This window comes from Deinococcus roseus (assembly GCF_014646895.1).
GTDB classification, from domain to species: domain Bacteria; phylum Deinococcota; class Deinococci; order Deinococcales; family Deinococcaceae; genus Deinococcus_C; species Deinococcus_C roseus.
The window spans coordinates 414,135-429,014 of sequence record NZ_BMOD01000001.1; the positions used below are offsets into that span (position 1 = coordinate 414,135).

Annotated in this window: 14 protein-coding genes and 1 tRNA gene; 7 read left to right on the forward strand and 8 right to left on the reverse strand. The window is 56.0% G+C overall.

What is annotated here, in order from left to right:
• Window position 1: 1 nt before the first annotated feature.
• The 3 genes from IEY52_RS01885 (at window position 2) to IEY52_RS01895 (ending at window position 2,906) form a co-directional block, all read left to right on the forward strand.
• Window positions 2-1,255, forward strand: coding sequence for a DUF1800 domain-containing protein (locus IEY52_RS01885; protein WP_188998971.1), 1,254 nt, complete (start codon window positions 2-4; stop codon window positions 1,253-1,255).
• Between the two features lie 12 nt (window positions 1,256-1,267).
• Complete coding sequence (locus tag IEY52_RS01890) at window positions 1,268-2,434, forward strand: DUF1501 domain-containing protein (RefSeq protein WP_188998974.1); 1,167 nt, start codon at window positions 1,268-1,270, stop codon at window positions 2,432-2,434.
• A gap of 67 nt (window positions 2,435-2,501) precedes the next feature.
• A complete protein-coding gene (locus IEY52_RS01895) occupies window positions 2,502-2,906 on the forward strand; it encodes a hypothetical protein (protein ID WP_188998976.1) in 405 nt (134 codons plus the stop codon).
• A 39-nt stretch (window positions 2,907-2,945) separates the two neighbouring features.
• Here IEY52_RS01895 and IEY52_RS01900 read toward each other — a convergent pair whose 3' ends face one another.
• Entirely contained in the window at window positions 2,946-3,761 is an 816-nt protein-coding gene (locus IEY52_RS01900) for a GNAT family N-acetyltransferase (RefSeq protein WP_188998978.1), read from the reverse strand.
• A gap of 2 nt (window positions 3,762-3,763) precedes the next feature.
• Window positions 3,764-4,387: a thymidine kinase gene (locus IEY52_RS01905; protein WP_229684608.1), complete on the reverse strand. Its 624-nt coding sequence runs from the start codon at window positions 4,385-4,387 to the stop codon at window positions 3,764-3,766.
• A gap of 195 nt (window positions 4,388-4,582) precedes the next feature.
• Here IEY52_RS01905 and IEY52_RS01910 point away from each other — a divergent pair, with 195 nt between their 5' ends.
• Window positions 4,583-5,827: a TCR/Tet family MFS transporter gene (locus tag IEY52_RS01910; protein WP_188998981.1), complete on the forward strand. Its 1,245-nt coding sequence runs from the start codon at window positions 4,583-4,585 to the stop codon at window positions 5,825-5,827.
• Window positions 5,828-5,941: 114 nt separating this feature from the next.
• Here the strand turns inward: IEY52_RS01910 and IEY52_RS01915 are convergent.
• The 5 genes from IEY52_RS01915 to trxB all read right to left on the reverse strand — a co-directional run bounded on the left by IEY52_RS01915 (window position 5,942) and on the right by trxB (window position 9,110).
• A tRNA-Glu gene (locus IEY52_RS01915) sits at window positions 5,942-6,016 on the reverse strand.
• A gap of 165 nt (window positions 6,017-6,181) precedes the next feature.
• Window positions 6,182-6,655 (reverse strand): HD domain-containing protein, encoded by a 474-nt coding sequence (locus tag IEY52_RS01920; protein ID WP_188998984.1) that lies wholly within the window; start codon window positions 6,653-6,655, stop codon window positions 6,182-6,184.
• Window positions 6,656-6,701: 46 nt separating this feature from the next.
• A complete protein-coding gene (locus IEY52_RS01925; RefSeq protein ID WP_188998987.1) occupies window positions 6,702-7,229 on the reverse strand; it encodes a hypothetical protein in 528 nt (175 codons plus the stop codon).
• Window positions 7,230-7,238: 9 nt separating this feature from the next.
• On the reverse strand, window positions 7,239-8,000 hold the full coding sequence (locus tag IEY52_RS01930; RefSeq protein ID WP_188998989.1) for a carboxypeptidase-like regulatory domain-containing protein: 762 nt from the start codon (window positions 7,998-8,000) through the stop codon (window positions 7,239-7,241).
• 177 nt (window positions 8,001-8,177) lie between these two features.
• On the reverse strand, window positions 8,178-9,110 hold the full coding sequence (gene trxB / locus IEY52_RS01935) for a thioredoxin-disulfide reductase (protein WP_188998993.1): 933 nt from the start codon (window positions 9,108-9,110) through the stop codon (window positions 8,178-8,180).
• 497 nt (window positions 9,111-9,607) lie between these two features.
• On the opposite strand from trxB, the gene IEY52_RS01940 reads away from it, so the two are divergent.
• A complete protein-coding gene (locus IEY52_RS01940) occupies window positions 9,608-11,269 on the forward strand; it encodes a 30S ribosomal protein S1 (protein ID WP_188998995.1) in 1,662 nt (553 codons plus the stop codon).
• Window positions 11,270-11,474: 205 nt separating this feature from the next.
• Complete coding sequence (locus IEY52_RS01945; protein ID WP_188998999.1) at window positions 11,475-12,899, forward strand: WGR domain-containing protein; 1,425 nt, start codon at window positions 11,475-11,477, stop codon at window positions 12,897-12,899.
• 67 nt (window positions 12,900-12,966) lie between these two features.
• Here the strand turns inward: IEY52_RS01945 and IEY52_RS01950 are convergent, their stop codons facing one another.
• Window positions 12,967-13,845: an N-acetylmuramic acid 6-phosphate etherase gene (locus IEY52_RS01950; protein ID WP_188999002.1), complete on the reverse strand. Its 879-nt coding sequence runs from the start codon at window positions 13,843-13,845 to the stop codon at window positions 12,967-12,969.
• A gap of 130 nt (window positions 13,846-13,975) precedes the next feature.
• On the opposite strand from IEY52_RS01950, the gene IEY52_RS01955 reads away from it, so the two are divergent.
• On the forward strand, window positions 13,976-14,740 hold the full coding sequence (locus IEY52_RS01955) for a GntR family transcriptional regulator (protein ID WP_229684609.1): 765 nt from the start codon (window positions 13,976-13,978) through the stop codon (window positions 14,738-14,740).
• Window positions 14,741-14,880: the final 140 nt, after the last annotated feature.

Sequence of the window (14,880 nt, forward strand, 5' to 3'; positions counted from 1 at the left end):
CATGCTGAAACCCTACCAGGGTGCTTTCGATCAGGAGAAAGCAGCCCATCTGCTCAGACGTGCCTGCTGGGGTGCCCCCCTCTCAGAAGTCAAAGAGGCAACCCAGAAAGGACTGGCCCAGACCGTGGAAGATCTGCTGGATTTTCGCATGAACATGGCCCAGAACAATCCCTTTGATTACCGGGATGCCATCAAACCTGGACGGGGATTCCAGCTCACCCAGCTGAACTGGCTCTTCGAGATGATCCATGGACCTCAGCCTTTCCGGGAGAACCTGGCCCTGATGTGGCACAACCATTTCGTGGTGGGCACCGACAAGGTGAAATCCGGCTCTGCCCTGATGGGTTATCTGGACACCCTCAGAAAGCATGCACTGGGCAATTTCACGGATCTGGCCCTGGCCATCTCCAAACACCCCTCCATGTTGCGCTACCTGGACAACGACCAGAACGTCAAGGGGAAACCCAACGAGAATTTCTCCCGTGAGCTGCTGGAACTGTTCACCGTGGGCATCGGGCATTACACAGAAAAAGACATTCAGGAGGGGGCCAGAGCCCTGACCGGATGGACCCTCAAACGGGTGGGCAAAGGCACCCCCGAAGATGGGGCAGAATTCGTGTTCGCCAAAAACAAGCACGACACGGGCAGCAAAACCTACCTGGGGAAAACCGGAAATTTTTCGGGCGAGGACATCGTGCAGATGGCAGCAGGCCAGCCCGCCACAGCCCTGTTCGTTTCCCGCAAGATCCTCAGGCATTTTGTCTCAGACTCTCCCACAGATGCTGATGTCAAAGCCCTGGCAGAAACCTGGCAGAACAGCAAAGGCGACCTCAGAACTGTGATCCGGGAAGTGCTGCTCAGCGAGGCCTTCTTTTCCCAGCATGCCCAGGAAACCCGCATCAAAAGCCCCATCGAATTCATTGTGGGCACCCTCAGGACCGCACAGATCAAGCCCCTGGACAACGACAAATACTACGAGGGACTGCTGAAAACCCTGGCCCGTCTGGGACAACTGCCACTGGCCCCACCCGATGTGAGCGGCTGGTCTGGAGGGCGCAACTGGATCAGCGACGCCACCCTGCTGACCCGCATGAAATTTGCCGCCCAGGTCAGCAAGAACATCAAAAACAAAAAGGGTTTGCACCTCAGTTTGCTGGGGAAAGAAAATGCCAGCATTGAGAACCTGCTGAAAGACCTGCCTGCAGAGAAACAGGCTTACCTCTTGATGGTTTCGCCAGAATACCAGCTGGCCTGAACAGGAGATGCAATGCACAGACGAGACTTTCTGAAAATGACCAGCATGGCGCTTGCCATCACCTCGGGGATGCCACAGTTTCTGGCCCGTGCTGCTGCCCAGGCCAGGGGCGAGAAAACCCTGGTGGTGATCCAGCTTTCTGGGGGCAATGATGGCCTGAACACCCTCATTCCGTATGGCAACGACGCTTACTACGCTGCAAGGCCAAACATTGCCATCCCCAGAAAAGACGTGCTGCCCGTGACCGATGTGCTGGGCATGAACCCCAACCTGAAGGCCTTCCTGCCCATCCTGGAAGACAACGAATTCGCCTGGATTGAGAGTGTAGGGTACCCCAACCCCAACCGCAGCCACTTTGCCAGCATGGCGATCTGGCACACTGCAGACCCCACCGGAGCCAACCGGGAAGGCTGGATTGGCCGCATTGCAGAAACCATCGGGGATCCTTTTTGCGCCACCTATGTGGGGGACATTGCTCCATTGGCCCTGCGCAGCGACACCCTCACCCTGCCCGTGGTGGACGATCCAGACACCTATCAGGTCAATCTGCCTGCGGGCCTGGAAAACCCTTACCAGAGCATGTTGAACCTCAAACGCACAGGAGAAGCGGCTTTCATTCAGCAAAGCACCTTGAACCTGCTGAAACACACCCAGGAAACCCAGCAGAACCTCAAAAAGTACCGTCCTGGAGCCCAATACCCTGCAACCAAATTTGCAGAGCAACTGAAAGACCTGGCCAAACTGATTGCCTCAGGGCAGGCAGGGAGGATTCTGTACACTTCCCTGGGTGGGTTTGACACCCATGCTGCACAACGTGCTGAACAGGATGATTTGCTGAAAACCCTGTCAGAAGGGCTGGCTGCTTTCCGGGCGGATCTGATGTCCCAGGGCCTTTACGATCAGGTGATGGTGCTGGCCTTCAGTGAATTCGGACGGCGGGTGCATGAAAACGACTCTGCCGGGACCGACCACGGCAAGGGCGGGGTGATGTTCACCTTTGGCAAAGGAGTCAAAGGCGGCATTCACGGCAGCAGCCCGGATCTGGAAAACCTGGATGATGGGGATGTGCGTTATCAGGTGGATTTCCGGGGCGTGTATGCCCGGACCCTCAAAAACTGGCTGGGCCTGGATCCCAGAGTCGTGCTGGGGAAAGATTTTGATGGCCCGGCCTTCATCTGAGCGGTCAGCAGTCAGCCACCAGCGGTCAGCAAAAAGCTTCAGACTGAAACAGCTGGGACTGTTGCTGATGGGTCTAGCGCTTCTTGGAACAGCTCTGGCCCTCCCCCAGTACCGCCTGCAGGCCATCAAGCAATTTCACTACAAAGGCAGCACCCTCAAGAAAAGCACCATGCCCTGCACCTTCTGCCATGTGAAAGACACTGGAGGAGATCCCTGGAATGCTTTTGGTGAAAACCTCAGGAAAACCTTCCACGAAAACCTGGACAAAAGCATTGCAGAGGCGATCTATCTGGTGCTGGAAAAAGACCTGGACAGCGATGAGGACGGATACAGCGATGTGCTGGAAGTGTATGCCCACACCTTGCCCGGAAACCCCGAAAGCAAGCCCACTGCCCATGTTGAAGCCCTGAAAACAGATTTTGCTGCTGCAGGTGGTTTAAAACAGTATCAACCTGCAGAAAAGAAGAAATGATCTTCAAACCATTTCACTTCTGATGCCCAATGACGCAATTCAATGCCTGCCCAGTTTGTTCTGGTCAGGCGTTTTTCTGTCGGAAACGGCGTAAATTTCAGACCAGACCGAAAAATATCCCAGGGATTGCGCCAGATTTCGGGAGTGCAGGTTGGCCACACTGGTGGAGTAATAAGGGATTTTTCCAGCCTTGAAGACCCGGTGGGTCAGTTCGCTGACCAGGGATTTGCCCACCCCTTTGGCCTGAATGCCTGGAAGCACATCCACCCCGATCTGCCAGAGGTCGTCTGAGTCTGCACAGGCCCCTGCCACCCCAATCAGGTCATTGTCCAGATAGCCTGCCACGGCAATGGTGTCTGGTCTGCTGGAATGCTCGGCATACCTCAGGGCATGGCGGAAACCATCGATCTGGTACAGGGAATGAATGGCACTGTTCTGCAGGACTTCCATTCTGAGGCCCCTGGGCGGCTTGCAAGGGGTGAAGTCCTGTTGTGAGCAGCTGAATTTGAGGTCTGGTCCAGCCAGAAACTGGTCATCCATCGTCACCAGTTGTGAGAGGACATGCATGCCTTTTCCAGAAAAAATCTCATCCCGGTGCATGCCGTCCAGCAAGCGGCGCACCACCGGAATTCTGGGGGCCACCGTGGACACCACCGTTCCCATGCCAAAACTCACCATCAGGAGGTAAGGGTCCCGGTAAGGAAAACGGCGGCGACCAGGGGTCAAACCCGCCTCACAGACGATCAGGGCATCTGTAGAAAAGGCCTGGGGCACCGTGTTGCAATCCTGGGCCAGCACCTGGGCCAGGAAACGCTTGACCGAATCTCGGGTGGTGTTGTTGCGCTGAAAGAACATGCTTACCTCAGAACAGGGTTCAGAACCTCGTGGTGGGCACGGCAGCGGGCTTCATAGGATTCACTGGCCCCCACCAGCACGATGGGGTCATCGTAGCGGGCAGGTCTGTTGCCAATCAGGCGCTGGGTGCGGGTGGCAGGACCTCCACACACCACACAGATGGCGGTCAGTTTGTCCACCACTTCTGCGCGGGCCAGCACTTCAGGCATGAAACTGAAAGGCTCTCCCCGGAAATCCTGATCCAGTCCGGCCAGAATCACCCGCACACCAGCATCTGCAAACTCGGTGAGCAGGGGAACCAGAGCAGCATCAAAAAACTGGGCCTCGTCAATGGCGATGACCTCTGGAAGAGGGTTGGCACTGGAAAGCAAGGGGGTGTTGCCATACACCAGATTGCGGATGTCTTCGCTGGACTGCACGGCATGCGCTTCGATGCTGCGTCCGCTGTGGCTTGCCACCTGGGTCTGGTGGTAACGGTCATCAATGGCAGGCTTGAACACCGCCACCGTCTGGCGGGCAATCACTGCCCGGGTCACCCGGCGGATCAACTCCTCGGATTTTCCAGAGAACATCGGGCCAACGATCACTTCGAGGTGACCTGTGGTGTGCATTAAACGATCACGCATGGCTGCAGAGAAGTTTAGCACAGCCAACAATGTTCAGTCTGCCCGGATTTTCAAAGCCGCGACATTCGCTCAGGCCGTAAAAAAAAGGTGCTGGGGTATTTGCTGGAAGGGTTTTCTGGCAGGGACATGTTCACCTTTTTCAACATAAGCTGATTGGCTCAAGATGTTCTGACCGTAATGTGGTGTACTGGAGGGATGAAAAGACAGGCTGGACTGGCTTTTATTCTGGTGACATTGTTGCTTGACGTGCTCGGATTTGGATTGATCATCCCGATCTTTCCGGAATTGATCAAGGAGGTTTCAGGTCAAAACACAAGCGATGCAGCCCTGCTGCTGGGTTACATGGTGGCGGTTTTCTCACTGGTGCAGTTCGTCTGCTCACCCATCCTGGGAGGGCTCTCTGACCAGTATGGCCGCAGACCCATTCTGCTGATTTCCCTGCTGGGATTGGCTCTCGATTACCTCCTGCTGGCTTTTGCACCCACCATTGGCTGGATCTGGGTTGGACGCATCATTGCAGGGATGACTGCTGCCAACATCACCGCAGCAAGTGCTTACATTGCAGACGTTTCTGCCCCAGAGGACCGGGCCAAAAACTTCGGGATGATGGGCGCTGTTTTCAGTGTGGGCTTCATCATTGGACCGGCCATTGGTGGCTTCCTGGGGGAACACGGCACCCGCCTGCCCTTCTTCTTTGCAGCAGGTCTGGCTTTCCTGAACTGGCTGTATGGCTTCTTTGTGCTGCCTGAATCCCACAAGAAAGAAAATCGCAAACCCTTCAACATCAGAAATGCAAATCCAGTGGCTGCTCTGGGCCTGCTGCGCAAGTACCGCGTGGTGTTCAACCTGACCGGCATGTTCCTGCTGACCAACCTTGCCAACCAGTTGCTGCAAAACGTCTGGGTGCTGTACACCGCAGAACGTTACGGCTGGGGCCCCCAGGCCAACGGCTTCTCCCTGACTGCAGTGGGTGTGATGGGAGCCATTGTGCAAGGTGCACTGGTGGGCATCCTGATCCCCAAACTGGGCGAGAAAAGAGCCATCCTGCTGGGTCTGGGTTTGGGTGTGGTGCAATTCGTGGCTTTTGGTCTGGCCACCGAAGGCTGGATGGTTTACGCCATCATCATTGCTGGAGCCATTGGTGGGATTGCCGGACCGGCCATTCAGGGTCTGGTGTCCAGGCAGGTGTCTGAGACAGAACAGGGCTCTGTGCAGGGCGCACTTTCTGGTCTGTGGAGCCTGGTGAGCATTGTGGGTCCCATTCTGGCCACTTCCATCTTCGCCCACTTCACCCGCAAAGGTGACGGTGCCCTGTACATTCCGGGCATGCCTTTCTTTGTGGGAGCCCTGATGATGATGCTGGGCACCTTCATTGCTGTCTGGGCCTTCCGTGCCAAACGCTACGATGACCCCATGAAGCTGAAACCCGCCGAAGACTGAAATTCTTGCAAAAATAAAAAAGAGCCACCCGATCGGGTGGCTCTCTGATTTTGTCTCTGATTTTGTTCTGTTGCTGGCTGGCAAAAAAGAATGCGCTCCGAAGAGCGCATTTTGTGGTGACCCCAACGGGATTCGAACCCGTATCGCTACCTTGAAAGGGTAGTGTCCTAACCGTTAGACGATGGGGCCATCCATAAGGCCCCCTTCAAGGCGAGAAATAGGATACTCAATAATTTGAGTTTTGTAAACCCCTCCTGAGGATCAGCCAAATGGCCTGTCTGAATTCAACTCACCTGAGAAGCCCCATCAGGCGTTTCAGATTGCTTTCAACACCTTTTTTGGATTCCAGACCCATCACTCCAGATGGTCATACTGGTACAGCAACGCAGCCCTGGGATTGGATTCGGGATGATGGTGCAGACGCACCAGTTCAATCACAGCGGTTCTGGCTCCAGCCTGCAAGAGCATTTCAGCCCCCAGCTCAGGGTGAGCAAACCTCACTTTGACCCCTTCTGCGGGGATGTGTTCGGAAAAACGGTAAGGCACCAGACCCACCAGCACCCTTTCCAGCACGCTGTAGGGTCTGACACTCTTGCCACAATCGTGGAGCACTGCTGCTGCCAGCAACTCTGGATCTGCTGCAGGATGGTCTGCCTGCAAAGTGCGGGCCACCCGTGTCCCATGCTCCCGGTCTCTGGGATCCATCTGGATGTACACTGAGAATTCTTCTCTGGTGAGCAGGGTGCTGGCCCAATTGTCTTCGGGATTGGCCTGATGGGGCGTGATGGATCTGGCAAGGCGTTTGAGTTTCCCGAGCATCCGTCCCATCTTAACCAACCTTTGCTGAGATTCATGCTGCTGGGCATCCGGGAAGTCAGTGCACCGCTTTCCAGTCCTCGACAAAGGCGTCAAAAAGGTTCAGGCCATCTCCAATCATCAGGGGCCTGAGCATGTCTTCCCGTTCATAGATGCCCAGTTGTTCGGTGTCCCACACAACGGCATACATGGCTTTTCCCTCTGAATAAACAGTTTTCATGTAGGGAGTGGTGAGCTGGGACAACTGGGCCTGCTGCAGAGTGAGTTGCAAACGGGTGTTGTAGATGTACCCTTTGATGGTTTTGCTGATGTTCACAGTCAGGTACACAAACCCAACGCAATTTTCTTCTGTGGTTTCGGCAATGTTCAGACCTTTTCTGGCCGCTTCTTTTTTGAGGATCTGCTGGATTTCTGCAGGCAAAGCAGAGGTGGAATCAAATGTTTTATCCAGGAAGATGGAAGGCTTTTCAATACACACCTCTGAGGGCTGCAACAGGGCGAGGTTGTTGGCGTAACGGGTGGCCTGGGCTGTGCCCAGCAAGGTCAAAGCGACCAGAACAATGCGTTTCATGTCAGAGCGTTTCATGTGAGAACCTCAATTCCTGAATTTCCAGTAGATGTAGGCACGTCCAGATCCGCTGGCACTGCTGCCTTTGCAGGATGCTGCTGCAGGTTTGAATTCCACCACAGTGCTGTTTTCGTACTCGCCATCGTAGGAGGAAACGTCCAGGGCTTCCCGTTTTCCTTTTGCGGAAATGAAGGTGGCTTTGACCTGATAGGGTCCCACAGGAACATCGAGCACATAGCCTCTGGCTGGAGCCACTTTGGTCAGCACCTTGCCTTTGCTGCCATCAATGAGTGGGCCTGTGGGGGTCAATTCCACCTCGATCTGATCGTTCTGGGTGGCAAACCGTTCCTGCCCAAAAGCGGCCATCAGGGGCATGCTGCCTCCAAAATAACCCATGTCGTCGTAGAGGTCCTGGTCAGGAATGCGTCCTGAGGTCTTCCAGACAAAATTGCGCACGATGCCGTCTCTGGGATTGAAGGGGTTGTACTCTGCTGTGCTGGTCTGGGCCAGCCTCAGGCAGAAGGTTTTTCCTCTGTACGGCACTTCCATCCAGGCATATGCCCGGTAGCCCACAGGAGGCAATCCATCAATCAGGTATTTGCCGTGTTCATCGGTGAGGGCTTCGGCAACTCCAGTGGTCACCACGGGTTTGATCCAGATCTGCGCCCCTTCCACGGGTTTGCCCTGGGCATCGAGCACCTGTCCTTGCACGGTTCCGGGTTTGCTTGCTGCTGTGCCAAGGGTTGCACCCAGCAGGATGGAGCCCATCAAAATGATTCTTTGCAACATGTTTCACCTCTTCTGCGTCCAGACTTTGCTTCTGTGCTGTCTGGAACGGATGACCTCAAGGTACAGAAGGGATCATGGTTGCAGCGTGGTCCTGGCAAAGCAAAAGCCCTTCCTGAAAAGGAGGGGCTTCAAAAGCTCAATCATGGTGCAGTCACAAGTGGCAGTGACATCTTGCAATCAGGCGTGCTGAACTTCCAGGTGGGCCAGGAGTTTTTCTGCAGTCATGGCGGCACGGGTGCCGGCACCCACACTGGTGGCAAGCTGGCGATAAATGTAATCACTCACGTCTCCGGCAGCAAGCACACCATCGGTGGAGGTGTAAATTTCTTCTTTCACCTCGATGTAGCCGTCTTCGCGGAGTTTCACCAGACCACCCAGGAAGGCGGTGTTGGGAACGTGTCCGATGAACACGAACACCCCATCGGTGGCGTGGTCGTAGACCTCTCCGGTTTTGAGGTTTTTCAGGCGCACGCCGCCCACCACTTCATCCCCGAGGACTTCTTCCACCACGGTGTCCCAGATGAAGCGCATCTTGGGGTGGTTGAGGGCGCGTTGCTGGGCCACTTTGTTGGCGCGCAGGGTGTCGCGGCGGTGGATCAGGGTCACGGTGTCGGCAAATTTGGTGAGGAACAGGCCTTCTTCAACGGCGGCGTCTCCTCCACCCACCACCACCACATTTTTGCCCCTGTAGAAGAAACCATCACAGGTGGCGCAGGTGCTGACCCCTCTGCCCCAGAATTTCTCTTCTCCGGGAACCGAGAGGGCTTTGGGGTTGGCTCCGGTGGCCACAATCACCATCTTGCCGAAGTAGGTGGTGTCATAACCTTTAACAGTGAACCCACCTTCGACTTTCTCGATGCCCTGGACTTCATCCATCACCAGGGGGCTGCCAAAACGCTCGGCCTGCTGCACCATGCGCTGGGACAGCTCAAAACCGCTGATGGGTTCCGGGAAACCGGGGTAGTTCTCGACCTCCTCGGTCTGGGCGATCTGGCCTCCGGGCTGGCCTTTTTCGATGATCACGGTTTTCAGGTTGGCCCGTCCGGCATAAATGCCTGCGGTCAGTCCTGCGGGGCCTCCACCGATGATGATGATGTCGTAATGTTCCATGTGACGTTCACTCCTCCAAAAAGTATGGTCATGATACTGCAAGCCTTGCAGTGGAAAGGTGAATTGATCAGTCTTGCAGCACAATTCAATTGCAGGTCAACTTCAGGCCAAATCTCCTGCTGAAATTGCCTGGTTTTCCCGAGATGCAGACCCATCGGGATTCCAAACAGCAGAGACCCCAGAAGTTCTGAGGTCCCCGCCAGCGCGTAGAGGCGATGCATGCTTTTCAGTGTCACCCAGAGAGTGACCTTAAGCTTTCTGTTCATGATGAGAAAGCCCTTGAGGTGGGTCGTCCCGGGTGCTTTCACTGTATCCCCCAGAACTCGGGCAAATGTCCTGTCCTTTCTGTTGTCAGCGAATTGAGCATGTTGTTACAAATTAGAAGATTTAGCGTACTCATGGGCATGGGGGTTTACTCGGGGGGTCTCCGCTGTGTACAATGAGATGTTGCCGTTTGTGGTTTCTGGCCCCGAACGGTTTAAGGAGGAACATAGTTAATGGAAGACAAGGCTACTCAGACCCCGGTCAACGAGACCGCTCAGACCACCGATACCACCCGCGAATACCCCGCCATGACCATGGAAGACGTGCTGAGCACCGAAGTTCAATACAAAGAGCCCCAGCGCGGCGACGTGGTGAATGGCACCGTGGTGTTCATTTCCAGCGAAGGTATCCATGTGGATGTTGGGGCCAAAGTTGAAGGTGTGATTCCCTTCAGCCAGATTCACGAAGAACCCATCACCCAAGAGCAAGCCCAGGAGCTCTTCAAAGCAGGCGATCAAATCGAAGCCTACGTGGTTCGCGTGGACCTGCCCAACTCCACCATTGTGCTGAGCAAACGTCGTGCGGATCAGGATCGCGGCTGGCGCGTGTTGGATAACTTGTTCAAAGATGGCAAGGAATTCACCGTGGACATCCTCGAGAAAGTCCGTGGCGGTCTGGTGGCTTCCATTGAGGGCATCCGTGCTTTCCTGCCCGCTTCCCAGGTGGACACCCGTCGTGTCAACGACCTGAGCCCCTACGTGGGCAAGCCCCTGGAAGTCAAACTGATCGAGCTGAACAAAAAGCGCAACCGTGTGATCATCTCCCACCGCTCCATCATGGAAGACCGCAAAGCCAAAGCCAAAGCCGACACCCTCGGCAAGCTGGAGCCTGGTGCCGTGTTGGAAGGCGAAGTTGTCGAAATCACCGACTTCGGTGTGTTCGTCAGCCTCGGCGGTCTGGATGGACTGGTGCACCGCAGCGAACTGACCCATGCCCGTTTCAACCACCCCAAAGAAGTGGTCAAACTGGGCGACAAGGTTGAAGTTCAGGTCATCGACCTTGATGGTGACCGCGAGCGCATCAACCTGAGCATGAAAGCCCTGCAGAACGATCCCTGGCAGAGTGCTGTCGAGAAGTACCAGATTGGCGAGCGCGTTGGCGGCAAAGTCACCAACCTCACCAACTTCGGTGCTTTCGTGGAACTCGAGCCCGGTCTTGAAGGCCTGATCCACGTGACCGAGATGAGCTGGACCAAGCGCATCCGTCACCCCCAGGAAATGGTCAAAGTGGGCGACACCGTGGAAGCCGTTGTTCTGCGCATCGACAACAAAGACCGTCGCATCAGCCTCGGTCTGCGCCAGACCACCGAAGATCCCTGGTCCACCCTGCCTGACCGTCTGCCCCCAGGAACCCCTGTCAAGGGCAAGATCACTGGCATCACCGATTTCGGTGTGTTCATGGAGATCGAAGAGGGTATAGAGGGTCTGATCCACATCAGCGAACTCAGCCACGACCGCGTCACCAACCCCGCTGAACTGTTCAAGCGTGGCGACGAGATCGATGCTGTGATCCTGAACATCGATCCTGTCGAGCAGCGCGCCAGCCTCAGCCGCAAGCGCACCATCCCCTACGATGGCCCTGCACGCGACTACACCAAACAGGGTGGCGGCGAACGTGGAGACCGTGCCATGGGCACCGGTGGCGGCAACCGTGGCGCAGGCCAGGGTGGCGGCAACCGTCGCAAGCGCGAAGGCTTCGACTACGATTACAGTTATGCCAAAGAAAGCACCACCAGTGCTTCCAGCGGCAAAATCTCCACCAAGCTCGGCGACGTGTACGCCGACCTGTTCGCCCAGTTCGGCATTGGTGGCAAGAAAGAAGAAGGCAAAGAGTAATCCTCTTTGTTCGAATGGGAGGGCTTCGGCCCTCTTTTTCTTTTTTATGCTATTATGTTATAAGCGTAATATCTGTTCAAAGTTCCAAAAGGGGTAAAAAGCATTTCTGTTGTGAAGAAAACCTGTCCACTTCACAGAAAGAAGTGTTACTATTTCGTAACTCTTCGGAGCAAACCCATCAAGAACACACCCATACGGAGCCATCATGGAAAAACACTATCTGGAGTATTCGGACCCCAACGGCGCAGAACACAAGTTTTATGAAGTCACCATCGACGATGTGAACCTGAGCATCCGTTATGGTCGCATTGGCACAGACGGCCAGACCCAGAACAAGGCTTTTCCCAGCTTTGAAAAAGCCAGAGCTGAAGCCGACAAGAAAATCAAAGAGAAGAAACGCAAAGGCTATGAAGACGCGGTGCAGGGGGTGCGCCAGAAACGCTCCATCACTCGCCGCAGCGTGGAAGAAGTCAAGCCTGCCTCCTCCACCAACAAAGCCCCCGTGCTCTGGCGCATGAAAACTGGATCCAGTGCATTCGGCATCTACGCAGACAGCGAACGGGTCTGGGTGGGCAACCAGGGCGGCAAAGTCATTGCCCTGGACCACAACGGCGAAACCCTGAGCAGCTTCCAGCTTCCTGAAGGCGTCAAATGCCTGGTCAGCGACGGCATGTTCATGTACGCAGGTTGCGACGATGGCAACGTGTACGACCTGACCGGCAAAGTTCCTTTCGTGGCCTACAACATCGACGAAAGCGTGGACATCTACTGGCTGGACATCCACAACGGTGTGCTGGGGGTTTCGGATTCCCGAGGCAACATCTACGCCTTCAACCCCGAAAGCGAAAACCAGTGGGGCAACGTGGACGGCAGCAGTTCAGGGGGCTGGATGGTCCGCATGGACGACGCCGGGGTCTACCATGGACACAGCGGGGGTGTGGCGGCTTACGATCCCCAGAGTGGCATCGAACTGTGGAAAGCCAAAACCAACGGGGCTGTGCTGTTCGGTTGGCAGGATGCAGAGCACGTTTATGCTGCCACCGCCATGCGTGCAGTCCAGCGTTTTGACAAGAAAGGCAACCTGCAGCAAACCTACAAGTGCGATGCTGCCGTGTTCTCCTGTGCTTCCAGCCCGGACGGAGAATACATTTTCGCCGGGGACAACTCCAGCGCCATTTATGCATTTTCCAAAGACGGCACCCGACTGTGGAAACTGAACTCGGGTTGCGCCTCAGCGCTTTCCATGCAGTACCTCAACGAGCGCCTGTTCATCGTGACCACGGACGGTTCTCTGGCGGTCATTGACGCTTCTCCCGCAGCCATTGCCGCCGCCCAGCAAGGCCAGCTCCCCACCGTCAAGGACATCAAAGCCCAGGCTGTGCAGGCCACCGCTCCACTGCAACGCCAGACCCTGCAAAGCGCCCAGTACACCGGTCAGGGTGTGGTCCTGAAATGCGTCAAGGAAAGCGGCAAACTGCGGGTCCGGGTGGAATCTGAAGGGTACCATGGCAACTGGAACGTGCAGTTCCCCAAAGACCTGCGTGAAGATGGAGCCCGTTACCTGGTGGATGAAGTCGCCGAGACCAACGGCTTTTACCGGGTGGTTGGGGAGATTCGGAAACTGGACTGACCTCTAGCCCTCCCAAACCCAAAAGCCCAGAGGCTCACACCTCTGGGCTTTTATATACACCTCAACCTTACAGGCAGAGGTCGTCCAGGTTCCAGTCGTACTGGTCCAGCAGGGTGCGGGCATCATCTACACCCAGGCCGCGCTTGATCATGACTGCTGCGGCTTTGACCTGCCAGTCGCACTGCTCCAGGGCCATTTGGGCCTGTTCGGGGGTGGTGTCCACGCAGGCCAACACCATCTGGATGGCACGGTTGAACAGCTTCTGGTTGGTGGCTTTCATGTCCACCATCAGGTTGTGGTAGATCTTGCCCAGACGCAGCATGATGGTGCTGCTGAGGGTGTTGAGGGTGATCTTCTGGGAGGTTCCGGCTTTCAGTCGGGTGGAACCGTTGATCACTTCTGGGCCAGTTTCCAGCAGGATGGGGCAATCGGCCTGCTCCAGCAAGGGTGCGCCTGCATTGTTGGCAATGCCAACGGTGAGGGATCCGGCCAGCTGGGCACGTTTGAGCACGCCCAGGGTGTAGGGGGTGCGGCCTGAGGCAGCCACCAGAATGAACACATCGTGTCGGGTGGGATTCAGCTGGTCTGCTTCGTTGAAGCCCGCGTTGACATCGTCTTCGGCGGCTTCCTGGGCGGTCCACTCGGCAGCGGTTCCACCTGCCAGCAGGGAGATGGAGCGGCTCAGGGGCCAGCCAAAAGTGGGGGGCAATTCTGCAGCATCCAGGGCAGCCAGACGGCCACTGGTGCCTGCCCCCGCGTAGATCAGGCGACCTCCCTGTTTGAGGTGGTAGGCGGCGTTATCTGCTGCAGTGGCAATGCTCTGGGCTGCGGCCTGCACGGCCAGGGCGGCTTCTGCCTGGTCCTGAACCAGGTTCAGCACGGCCCCCACCGTGTCCTGCGGATTGAGAATTCGGGTTTGAGACTGGATGGCTTCTGTACTGGTCATGCTTCCCCCTCTTTGCGCCGGCAGTGGTCAGGTGTCTAACCTGACACTTCCATACCATAATAATACCAGTATAATACCAATAAGGGAGGTGATTGCCAAAAAGCCTAGAAGTGGTATTATGATGGTATCTATGTTACACGATGTACTGACCCAGGCCTCCAAGAGCCTCAACCCCACCGACTCCACACCCATGTACCTTCAGGTGGCAGGAATTCTGGAGAAGATGATCGACGATCAGGTCTTCACAGAGGGCAGTGCACTTCCGTCTGAACGTGATCTCACACAGGCTTTTAACGTTTCTCGCGTGACCATCCGGCAGGCGCTGGGGGTTCTGGAAGAACGGGAACGCCTGAACCGCAAACGGGGCAGTGGCACCTATGTGGCGTCCAAGCGCATCATGCAATCGCTCAGTTCGCTGACCAGTTTCAGCGATGACATGCGGGCAAGAGGTATGGTTCCCGGAGCAAGGGTGATTTCCTTTGAACGCTCGAGGCCCAATCCCTCGGAGGCGCTCAACCTTGGCATCAGCCCCACCCAGGAAGTGTACCGTCTGAAACGCCTCAGGACCGCCAATGAGATCCCACTGGCCATCGAAACCAGCGTGCTGCCCACCACCATATTGCAGATGAGCCTGAGCCGGGAGGACATCGAGAACCACTCGCTGTACACCTTCCTGCAACGGCAGGGCCGTTACCCCTCACGGGCACTGCAACACCTCAGGGCCAAGAGTGCCGACCCGGACACAGCCCACCTGCTGAACCTGCCCAAGAATTCAGCGGTGCTGCACACCGAGCGCATCACCTGGGACCAGGATGGACGGCTGCTGGAATACGTGGTCTCAAGTTACCGTGGAGACATGTACGACTTCATCGTGGAGCTGAAAACCGGACTGTAACACACCCTGTAAACCCCTTCGGCTGAAGCAACTTCACCCCACCCATCCACACCCTGGACCTGCTTGAAGCAGCGTTCATGGTTTCTTGCACCAGAAGGTTTTCCCACCTTCCAGGCACCTGTGCTCCCACACAGGAAGGT